The 8,821-nt window shown below is 66.4% G+C and carries 10 protein-coding genes; 5 read left to right on the top strand and 5 right to left on the bottom strand.

Features of this window, described 5'->3' with window-relative positions; genetic code table 11:
• Positions 1-154: 154 nt before the first annotated feature.
• Complete coding sequence (locus EV656_RS10945; protein ID WP_132603700.1) at positions 155-712, top strand: NYN domain-containing protein; 558 nt, start codon at positions 155-157, stop codon at positions 710-712.
• A 14-nt stretch (positions 713-726) separates the two neighbouring features.
• Here the strand turns inward: EV656_RS10945 and EV656_RS10940 are convergent, their stop codons facing one another.
• The 5 genes from EV656_RS10940 to EV656_RS10920 all read right to left on the bottom strand — a co-directional run bounded on the left by EV656_RS10940 (position 727) and on the right by EV656_RS10920 (position 5,013).
• A complete protein-coding gene (locus EV656_RS10940) occupies positions 727-1,044 on the bottom strand; it encodes a hypothetical protein (RefSeq protein WP_132603697.1) in 318 nt (105 codons plus the stop codon).
• Positions 1,045-1,190: 146 nt separating this feature from the next.
• Entirely contained in the window at positions 1,191-3,374 is a 2,184-nt protein-coding gene (gene uvrB, locus EV656_RS10935) for an excinuclease ABC subunit UvrB (protein WP_132603694.1), read from the bottom strand.
• 50 nt (positions 3,375-3,424) lie between these two features.
• Entirely contained in the window at positions 3,425-4,012 is a 588-nt protein-coding gene (locus EV656_RS10930; protein WP_132603691.1) for a hypothetical protein, read from the bottom strand.
• Between the two features lie 67 nt (positions 4,013-4,079).
• Positions 4,080-4,508 carry an FKBP-type peptidyl-prolyl cis-trans isomerase gene (locus EV656_RS10925; RefSeq protein WP_132603688.1) on the bottom strand — a complete coding sequence of 143 codons (429 nt, stop codon included), beginning with the start codon at positions 4,506-4,508 and terminating at the stop codon, positions 4,080-4,082.
• Between the two features lie 118 nt (positions 4,509-4,626).
• Complete coding sequence (locus EV656_RS10920; RefSeq protein WP_132603685.1) at positions 4,627-5,013, bottom strand: VOC family protein; 387 nt, start codon at positions 5,011-5,013, stop codon at positions 4,627-4,629.
• A 117-nt stretch (positions 5,014-5,130) separates the two neighbouring features.
• Between EV656_RS10920 and EV656_RS10915 the strand changes: the two genes are divergently transcribed.
• Genes EV656_RS10915 through EV656_RS10900 form a run of 4 tightly spaced genes read left to right on the top strand, consistent with a single transcriptional unit; the run spans position 5,131 to position 8,772 of the window.
• The gene (locus EV656_RS10915; RefSeq protein WP_132603682.1) at positions 5,131-5,820 is read left to right on the top strand and encodes a haloacid dehalogenase type II; all 690 of its coding nucleotides are present in this window, start codon (positions 5,131-5,133) and stop codon (positions 5,818-5,820) included.
• Entirely contained in the window at positions 5,820-6,653 is an 834-nt protein-coding gene (locus EV656_RS10910) for an alpha/beta fold hydrolase (RefSeq protein ID WP_132603679.1), read from the top strand. The genes EV656_RS10915 and EV656_RS10910 overlap by 1 nt, the downstream gene beginning before the upstream one ends.
• Positions 6,650-7,630 carry a threonine ammonia-lyase gene (locus EV656_RS10905; protein ID WP_132603676.1) on the top strand — a complete coding sequence of 327 codons (981 nt, stop codon included), beginning with the start codon at positions 6,650-6,652 and terminating at the stop codon, positions 7,628-7,630. The genes EV656_RS10910 and EV656_RS10905 overlap by 4 nt, the downstream gene beginning before the upstream one ends.
• Positions 7,627-8,772, top strand: coding sequence for an endonuclease/exonuclease/phosphatase family protein (locus tag EV656_RS10900; RefSeq protein ID WP_132603673.1), 1,146 nt, complete (start codon positions 7,627-7,629; stop codon positions 8,770-8,772). Before EV656_RS10905 ends, EV656_RS10900 begins: the two co-directional genes overlap by 4 nt.
• Positions 8,773-8,821: the final 49 nt, after the last annotated feature.

Here is an 8,821-nt window from a genome sequence, read left to right as displayed (position 1 = left end):
GCGGCCGCACCGTCGGCGCCGGCGTCGTGTCCAAGATCATCGAGTAATCGCAAAAGGCCGGGCGGGCCAAAGGTCCGCCCATCAGCCTGAAGGGCCGCCCGTCGGGGCGGCCCTTTTGCGTTGCAGGGGACGCCGCGGCTGATAGGATCGCGCCATGGTTGTGCCCTTTATCCTCTTGCTGATCTCGCTTGCGGGGGCTGTGGCCTCTGTCCTTGTCTGGGGGCCTGTGCCCAGCTTGCCGCTGCTGTTCGCGCTGGCATGCGCGGTGGGGGCGCTGATCTTGCTGGTGCTGGCGCCGCGCAAGGGGCGGCGCGATTACATCGTCGTCGACGGGTCCAACGTGATGTACTGGGACGCCGAGACGCCGAAGTTGGAAACCGTCGGGCATGTCGTCAAGGCGCTGGAAACACGGGGGCTGGTCCCCGTCATCTGGTTCGATGCAAATGTGGGCTATCTGGTCAGCGACAGGTATATGGGGGTAGAGCGGCTGGCCCGCGCCCTGACCGTGCCGTCGCGGCAGGTTTTCATCGCGCCAAAGGGCACGCCCGCCGACCCGCTGTTGCTGAACGGGGCGGCTGTGTTGAAGGCGCGGGTTGTCACCAATGACCGCTTCCGCGACTGGGTGGCGGACCATCCCCAGGTGCAACAGCCCGGTTTCCTGGTGCCCGGGCAGGTGGTGCGGGGGGCGGTCCGCCTGGATCTGGGCGCGTAGGGGCGCCCCTTCCCCTAGCGCCTCATGGCCTTGTCCAGCGCCGCGACAAAGGCTGTGGCGGCGGCGTTGTCCTGCGCCTTGCGGATGCGGGCGACATGCTGGGCCGCGGCGGGGCTGGCCCGGGCGATTTCATCGAACAGCGGGTCGTCATACCCCTGCGGGATGACCCCGGGGATATGTGGCTCTTTCGCGTGCTTCGCGGTGAACAGCTGCTTCTTTTCCAGGTAGGTCCGGTAGGCCTCGACCACCTTTTCGAAATCGGGGTCGTTCAATGTGGGGATGTCGAGGTCGAACGATCCGGCGACTGGCGATCCATGCGTGGCGGGTTTCATGGGCTATCCTCCTAATGGATGGGGGCAGGATAACGCAAATTAGGCGAATCGAGAACATGTATACATTTTAAGGTTGTGCTTCGGCGATGTGCGAAGGCTGCAGCGTTTTCGCAGCAAAGCCAAGGCGCGCGCCCACCCTGCGGGTGTCAGCGCCGCCGCCTCTTTCCGCCCCTCTGACCGGCCCGTCCCGCCGTTGACCGGCCCTTGGCCCCTTGGGCGGCCTCTACGGCATCCTCCACCGCCGACTGGCGGGCCAGCGGGTCGTCGGCGACGGCCAAATCCACGGCCTCCAGCCGCTTGATCTCGTCGCGCAGGCGGGCGGCCTCTTCGAATTCCAGGTTCTCGGCGGCCTTGCGCATGTCGGCGCGCAGACCGTCCAGATGCGCCTCCAGGTTGGCGCCGTGCATCGGCTTGTCGATCTGCGCCGTGACGCGCGCCATGTCGGTATCGCCCTGGTAAAGGCCGGCCAGGATGTCGTCGACATTCTTGCGGACGGTTTCGGGGGTGATCCCGTGTTCCTGATTATAGGCAATCTGTTTCTCGCGGCGGCGTTCGGTTTCGCGCATGGCGCGTTCCATGCTGCCGGTGATGCGGTCGGCATACATGATGACCTTGCCATCCGCGTTGCGCGCGGCGCGCCCGATCGTCTGGATCAGCGAGGTTTCAGACCGCAGGAACCCCTCTTTATCCGCGTCCAGGATCGCCACCAGCCCGCATTCGGGGATATCCAGCCCCTCGCGCAGCAGGTTGATACCCACCAGCACGTCAAAGGCGCCCAGACGCAGGTCGCGCAGGATTTCGATCCGCTCGATCGTGTCGATGTCGGAATGCATGTAGCGGACCCTGATCCCCTGTTCGTGCAGGTATTCGGTCAGATCCTCGGCCATGCGTTTGGTCAGCACGGTGCAGAGCGTGCGATAGCCTGCAGCGGAAACCCGGCGCACCTCGTCCAGCAGGTCGTCCACTTGCATTTCCACGGGCCGGATTTCCACCGGCGGGTCCAGCAGGCCCGTGGGCCGGATCACCTGTTCGGTGAAGACGCCGCCGGTCTGCTCCATCTCCCACGGCCCCGGCGTGGCCGAGACGAAGATGGATTGCGGCCGCATCGCGTCCCATTCCTCGAACTTCAGGGGGCGGTTGTCCATGCAGCTGGGCAGGCGGAACCCGTGTTCGGCCAGGGTGAATTTGCGCCGGTAGTCGCCCCGGTACATGCCGCCGATCTGGGGCACGGTGACGTGGGATTCATCGGCAAAGACGATGGCGTTGTCGGGGATGAATTCGAACAGGGTGGGGGGCGGTTCGCCCGGCGCGCGGCCGGTCAGGTAGCGGGAGTAGTTCTCGATCCCGTTGCAGACGCCGGTGGCCTCCAGCATCTCGATGTCGAAATTGGTGCGCTGTTCCAGGCGCTGTGCTTCCAACAGCTTGCCCTCGGCGACAAGCTGGTCCAGCCGTTGGCGCAGCTCTTTCTTGATGGACTGCACGGCCTGCTGCATCGTCGGTTTCGGGGTCACGTAGTGGGAATTCGCGTAGACGCGGATACGCTCGAAACTATCGGTTTTCGAACCTGTCAGGGGGTCGAATTCGGCGATCCCCTCCAATTCCTCGCCGAAAAACGACAATCGCCAAGCGCGGTCCTCCAGGTGGGCGGGCCAGATTTCCAGCACGTCGCCCCGCACCCGGAAACTGCCGCGCTGAAACGCCTGATCGTTGCGGCGGTATTGCTGGGCGACCAGATCGGCGATCACCTTGCGCTGGTCGTAGTCGTTGCCCACGATCAGGTCCTGGGTCATCGCCCCGTAGGTTTCCACCGACCCGATCCCGTAGATGCACGACACCGAGGCCACGATGATCACGTCATCCCGTTCCAGCAGCGCGCGCGTTGCCGCGTGGCGCATCCGGTCGATCTGTTCGTTGATCTGGGATTCCTTTTCTATGTAGGTGTCGCTGCGCGGCACATAGGCCTCGGGCTGGTAATAGTCGTAGTAGCTGACGAAATACTCGACCGAGTTTTCAGGAAAGAAGCCCTTGAATTCCCCGTAGAGCTGGGCGGCCAGCGTCTTGTTCGGGGCCAGGATGATCGCGGGGCGCTGGGTTTCCTCGATCACCTTGGCCATGGTGAAGGTCTTGCCGGTGCCGGTCGCGCCCAACAGCACCTGCTCGCGCTCGCCGTCCGTGACGGCGGCGGCCAGTTCGGCAATCGCGGTGGGCTGGTCGCCCGCGGGGGCGAAATCGCTGTGCATCACGAACCGCTTGCCGCCTTCCAGCTTTTCGCGGGTCTCTACGGGCGGGGCGGGCGCGTGCAGCGCGCCGGGCTCGGTGGAATAGGGCATGGCCTGTGAATCCTTTCAGAGCCTTACAGTTGCCACCGTCGCGCGCGGGTTCAAGGCCCCTCGCGCAGATCCTCGCGCAGGGTGGGCTGGGCCTGCTGAAATCCCTCGGCATCGCCGAAATCCACGAAGCGGCCATAGCGCGTATGCGGGTCTGCCACGCGCCGGGCATGCTTGATCGGGCACCAGTATTGTTCCGTGCGCGATGCAACCTCGCGCGCCCAGGCGATCACCCCGTTGGCATAGCCGCAATAGACGCAGTTCAGCTTTTGCAGGCCGTTCAGATAGGCCAGTTGATGCCGGTCAATGACCACATGATCGGCGCGGCGGACCTTGGCGATGCCGTAAACCGGAAAGCAGATCGCCTGATACAGTGCGACGCACAGGTCCAGCAGCACCAGGGGCACGATCAGGCCATAGATGAAAGGGGCCGTCAGGATGAACAGCGGGCGCGGGTTGCGCAGAAAGGTCAGCAGGGTGACCTTCAGCGCGCGGTGGCGGGCCAGTGCCCTGCTCTCGAACCGGATGCGCCCGCGGTCCAGACGATAGCGGAACTTGTCCCGCTTCTGCTCCAACTCGTCTTGCAGGCTGTCTTGCAACTCGCGGATGTGGGCAAGCAGGGTCTCTACGTTCTGGGGCATGGCGCGCGTCTCCTTGTCGGTCCGGGCCAGTTGACCACGGGACCGCGCCGCGCGCCATGCCCGGGTGTCAGCCGATCGAGACCAGCTCGATCGCGAAGGTCAGGTCCTGCCCGGCCAGCGGGTGGTTGGCGTCCAGCACGACATGTTCTTCGGTGACCTCGGCCACGACGACGGGCATCGCCTGGCCCTGGGGCGTTTGCAGTTGCAGCCGCGTGCCGATGTCCAGCGGGATGTCGGCGGGCACCTGGGCGCGGGGGATGGCCTGCTTGGCGTCGGGGTTGGCCTCGCCATAGGCCTCGGCGCAGGGGATTTCCACGGTCTTCTTGTCGCCGGCGGTCATGCCCGGCAGCGCCTTGTCCAGGCCGGGGATGATCTCGCCCGACCCCACGGTGAATTCCAGCGGCTCGCGCCCCTCGGAACTGTCAAAGGTGGTGCCGTCGGCCAGCGTGCCGGTGTAATGGATGCGAACCTTGTCGCCCGCTTTGACCTGGGTCATCGGTCTCTCTTTCGGATTTTGGGGATGAGTTTGCAGAGGCCGCGTCCCGCGCGGGTGCTCTGAGCGTGGACCCAGCGTAAAGACATGGGCGGTGATGTAAAGCCCCGCACCCCGCCGGTCACGCCGGCACGATCAGCCCCAGCGATGCCCCGGTCGGATCGGTGACGATGGCGATCCGGCCGATATGGGGCACCTCGAAGGGCGGGCGCTGAATGGTGCCGCCGGCGGCCTCGGACTGTTTCAGCGCTGCATCCAGGTCGCGCACGGCGAAATAGCTGAACCATTGCGGGGCCATGTGGTCGGTATCGGGCAGGGTGTTCAGGTCCAGCACCCCGATCACCGGCTTGTCGCCCTTGGACCCGATATAATACGTGCCCCCGCCCGGCATCGTCAGCGGAAAGGGTTGGAAATGCCAGCCGCAGACGGCCCTGTAGTATTTCAGGGCGCCCTGCAGGTCGCGGGTCATCAGTTCGGTCCACATGACATCGCCGTGGGGTTTGCGCATCGTTCTCTCCTTTCGCTACCAATGGGCCTGCCTAGCCCGGCCGCGTAACGGATCGGTGCAGGGTTTCGCCCTTTTCCCGCCCGCGGCCCTGTGCCACTGTCGCGGCGGGAGGACGCCATGGCCATCACCACCTGCATTTTCGATGCCTACGGTACGCTGTTCGACGTGGCCGCCGCCGCGCGCGAGGCCGCGGCCGAGCCGGGGAACGAGGCGCTGCGCGACCTGTGGCCCAGCCTGGCCGAAGATTGGCGTCGCAAGCAACTGGAATACACCTGGCTGCGCGCGATCACCGGGGCACATGCGGATTTCTGGCAGGTCACGCAGGACGGTCTGGACTGGGCGATGGAGGCCGCGGGCCTGGACGGTGCGGCGGGGCTGCGTGCGCGTCTGCTGGAGCTCTATCGCGAATTGTCGGCCTATGCCGAGGTGCCGCAGGTGCTGTCGGCGCTAAAGGCTTCGGGCAAGGCCACGGCGATCCTGTCGAACGGCTCGCCCGACATGCTGGCCAGTGCCGTGGCCTCGGCCGGGATCGGCGATTTCCTGGATGACGTGCTGTCGGTGGAAACCGTGGGCGTCTACAAACCGCACCCGTCTGTCTATGACCTTGTCGGCAACCGCTTTGGCACCGCGCGCGAACAGGTGTTGTTCGTGTCGTCCAATGGCTGGGACGCGGCTGCGGCGGCGGGCTATGGTTTCGCCACCGCCTGGGTCAACCGCGCGGGCGCCCCGGTGGACCGCATGCCCTGGCGCCCCGCCCATGTGCTGAGTGATCTGACCGGCATCCCGGCGCTTGCGGGGGCCGCCTGATGCCGCGTTTCGCCGCCGATGACGGGCTTGGGCTGGCCTATGACGACGCGGGGCAGGGGCCGGTGCTGCTGTGCCTGGCCGGGCTGACGCGCAACATGGACGATTTCCAGCCGGTGGTGGACCGTTTCGCCGACCGCGCGCGTATCCTGCGGCTGGACACGCGCGGGCGCGGCGGGTCCGACCATGACCCCGATTTCATGAATTACAACCTGATCCGCGAGGGGCGCGACGCGCTGAACCTGCTGGATCACCTCGGAATCGCACGGGCCGCGATTCTGGGCACCTCGCGCGGGGGGCTGATCGCGATGATGCTGGCGGCGGGCCACAAGGATCGCCTGGCCGGGGTCTGCCTGAACGATATCGGCCCGATGATCGAGCCGCGCGGGCTGGCCTATATCATGGATTACCTGGGCAAGCGGCCCGGCTATGCCGATTACGACGACGCGGCGGAAAAGCTGTCGGTCAAGATGGCCGCGCGTTTTCCCGGCGTGTCCCGCGACCAGTGGCGGGCCTATGCGACGCGCCTGTGGGATCAGGCCCCCGACGGGCTGGCCCTGCGCTACGATCCGCAATTGCGCCACGCGGTGGCAGAGGCTTCGGCCACCGGGGCGATGCCCGATCTCTGGCCGCTGTTCGACGCGTTGGACGGGCTGCCGGTGGCGCTGATCCGGGGCGCCAATTCGGACATCCTGTCGCCCGACACCGCGGCCGAGATGCGCCGCCGCCGCCCGGACCTGATCTATGCCGAAATCCCCGACCGGGGCCATGTGCCCTTTCTTGACGAACCGCAGGCGGTGGCTGCCATCGGCGCGTTTCTGGAGCGTTTGACATGAACATCGAGATGATCGAGGCCGCCGCCGACCGGCTGGCCGGCCATGCGCGTGTGACGCCGCTGTTGTCCTCCCCCTTCCTGGATGAGGTGGCCGGCCGGCGCGTGCTGGTCAAACCCGAATGCCTGCAACATACCGGCAGCTTCAAGTTTCGCGGCGGCTGGTCGGCGGTGTCCGCCTTGCCGGTCGCGCAGCGGGCAAGGGGGGTGATCGCCTTTTCCTCGGGCAACCATGCGCAGGGTGTGGCGCGTGCGGCGGCGCTGCACGATGCCCCGGCGGTTATCATCATGCCGTCCGATGCGCCCCGGCTGAAGATCGCGAATACCCGTGCACTGGGTGCCGAGGTGGTGCTGTATGACCGCGCGAACGAGGATCGCGATGCCCTGGGCGCCCGGCTGGCCGAGGAGCGCGGCCTGACCCTGGTCAAACCCTTTGACGAGCCGCAGGTGATCGCGGGGCAGGGCACCTGCGGGCTGGAAATCGCGGCCCAGGCCGAACAGGCGGGCGTCACGCAGGCCGATGTCCTGGTTCCCTGCGGCGGCGGCGGGCTGACCTCGGGCGTCGCCCTGGCGCTGGAGGATCGCGCGCCGGGCCTGCGCGCCCGTCCGGTGGAGCCGGAAGGCTTCGACGATACCGCGCGCTCGCTGGCCTCTGGCCGGATCGAACGCAACGCCCGGCTGGCCGGGTCGATCTGCGACGCGATCATTACGCCCAGCCCGGGCCAGATCACCTTTCCGATCATGCAGCGGCTATGCGGCCCCGGTCTTGCCGTGACCGAGGATGAGGCCCTGCGCGCCATGGCGGCGGCCTTCCTGCGGCTGAAAATCGTGCTGGAACCGGGTGGCGCGGTGGCGTTGGCCGCGGCGCTGTATCATCCCGACCGGGTGTCAGGTGAGGCTGTGATTGCCGTAGCCTCGGGCGGGAATGTCGACCCCGACCTGTTCCGCACAGCCCTGGACCGCTACGGGGATCAGGTATGACGGCTTTCACGATTGCAACATTCAACGTCCAGAACCTGATCGGCCCCGATCAGGAATTTTATCGTTTTCAGGAATATAGTTCCGAGGAATACCGCCACAAGGAACGCTGGCTGGCCACGCAGCTGACCCGTATGAATTCCGACATCGTGGCGTTTCAGGAGATTTTCGAACCCGAACCCCTGCAACAGGTCATCGCCCGCGCCGATGAGATCGCGCAAGATCCCGAAACGCCCCCCGGCGCGCGCGCCTGGGCGCCCTACGGTCAGGCGGCACTGGCCTTTGCCCCCAATATCGCCGACAGCGGCCCGGGTGAGCGGCGGCCGGGGCTGGCGGTGCTGTCGCGCTTTGGCTTTGCCGAGGAACCACAATCCATCCAGGTGCTGGACCCGCCCATCGACATTCCGTTCCATCACCTGGGCGGGGGCGATGCAGGGCATTACCAACTGGCGCGGCTGTCCCGTCCGATCCTGCGGCTGCGTATTCCCGTGGGCGATCACGTCATCACCGTTCTGAACGCCCATCTGAAATCGCCCCTGGGCGAGTTCATCCGCCCCCACGGCGCGCGCCACTCCCCTGAAATCGAGATGCTCAACTACGATGCCGCCGGCCGGGCGATGGGGGCGCTGCGCGCGGCCCTGCGGCGGATGGCAGAGGCATGGGTGTTGCGCAAACTGGCGCTGGACGAGCTGGACCGCGGCCATCCGGTCATCGTGCTGGGCGATTTGAACGACAACACCCACAGCATGACCCAGGCCATCCTGAGCGGAGAGGCCCCCTTCCCCGATTACACCTGGCTGACCCGCCCCGACGCCGAAAGCGCGGCGGATGTCTACACGCCCGAAGAGGCCGCGCAGATCCGCGAGGCGGTGGAACGTGTCCGCCTGCATTCCGCAGAACAACTGTTCATCCGCCAAAGCCTGCGTGACATGGTCCATACCACCGGCTTTGGCGGCGTGTACCAATCGCTGGACGCGATCCTGCTGTCGCGGCATTTCCACCCGGACTGGCCCGAGCGTATCGCCGAGATGACCCACCTGTCGCTGTTCAACGACCACGTCACCGATGGCACCTGCCCCGAGGCGCCCGGGAACCGGCTGGTCAGCGATCACGGGCAGCTGGTGGCGCATCTGCGGCTGCGATAGGGGGATTGCGGCGGCCGGGCGCTTGGCCGAAAGTGACAAAAACCGGAGG

Source organism: Rhodovulum adriaticum, assembly GCF_004345735.1.
In the GTDB taxonomy this organism is placed as follows: Bacteria; Pseudomonadota; Alphaproteobacteria; order Rhodobacterales; family Rhodobacteraceae; genus Rhodovulum; species Rhodovulum adriaticum.
Note: the sequence above shows the minus strand (reverse complement) of the source record. Positions and strands in the feature narration are given on the sequence as shown.